The organism is Pseudanabaena sp. BC1403 (assembly GCF_002914585.1).
Lineage (GTDB): Bacteria > Cyanobacteriota > Cyanobacteriia > Pseudanabaenales > Pseudanabaenaceae > Pseudanabaena.
Genome location: NZ_PDDM01000085.1, coordinates 1 through 376, shown reverse-complemented (window position 1 = coordinate 376; position 376 = coordinate 1). Strand labels below are relative to the sequence as shown.

The 376-nt window shown below is 41.0% G+C and carries 1 protein-coding gene; it reads right to left on the bottom strand.

Going from position 1 to position 376, the window contains the following annotated elements; genetic code table 11:
- The coding region (locus CQ839_RS24690; protein ID WP_146048822.1) for a hypothetical protein at nt 1–279 on the bottom strand (279 nt) is incomplete at its 3' end.
- Between the last annotated feature and the right edge of the window lie 97 nt (nt 280–376).

The following is a 376-nucleotide window of genomic DNA, read 5'->3' as shown; positions in this document are numbered from 1 at the left end:
CGGATTTAAGGCGGTTGCATCATAGCTTGTCACTTCATCTCTAGCCACTTCCAAGGCTATTGCTAAAACGCTATTAATTTCTAGCTGGGCTGTGCCGATCGCTTCATCTTCATCAGGATTGTCAAATATTAAGCCGTTGGTTGTCCACGTAGTCTCACTAATCACTAAATCATCAGTGATCATCGTCACAGGGTCATTAACGCTCAGTCCTTCGCAGAATTTATCGTAAATATCTGCGATTTTTGTATAGATATTTTGTAAAGTTTCAAGCTGACTCATGGTTAATACACACAACTCCCATCATTTTCAGTTGCATCAGGATTGTAGTTTGTTGCCTCAGGGTCAGTGCAACCAAAAACCGTAAAATGCTCATACC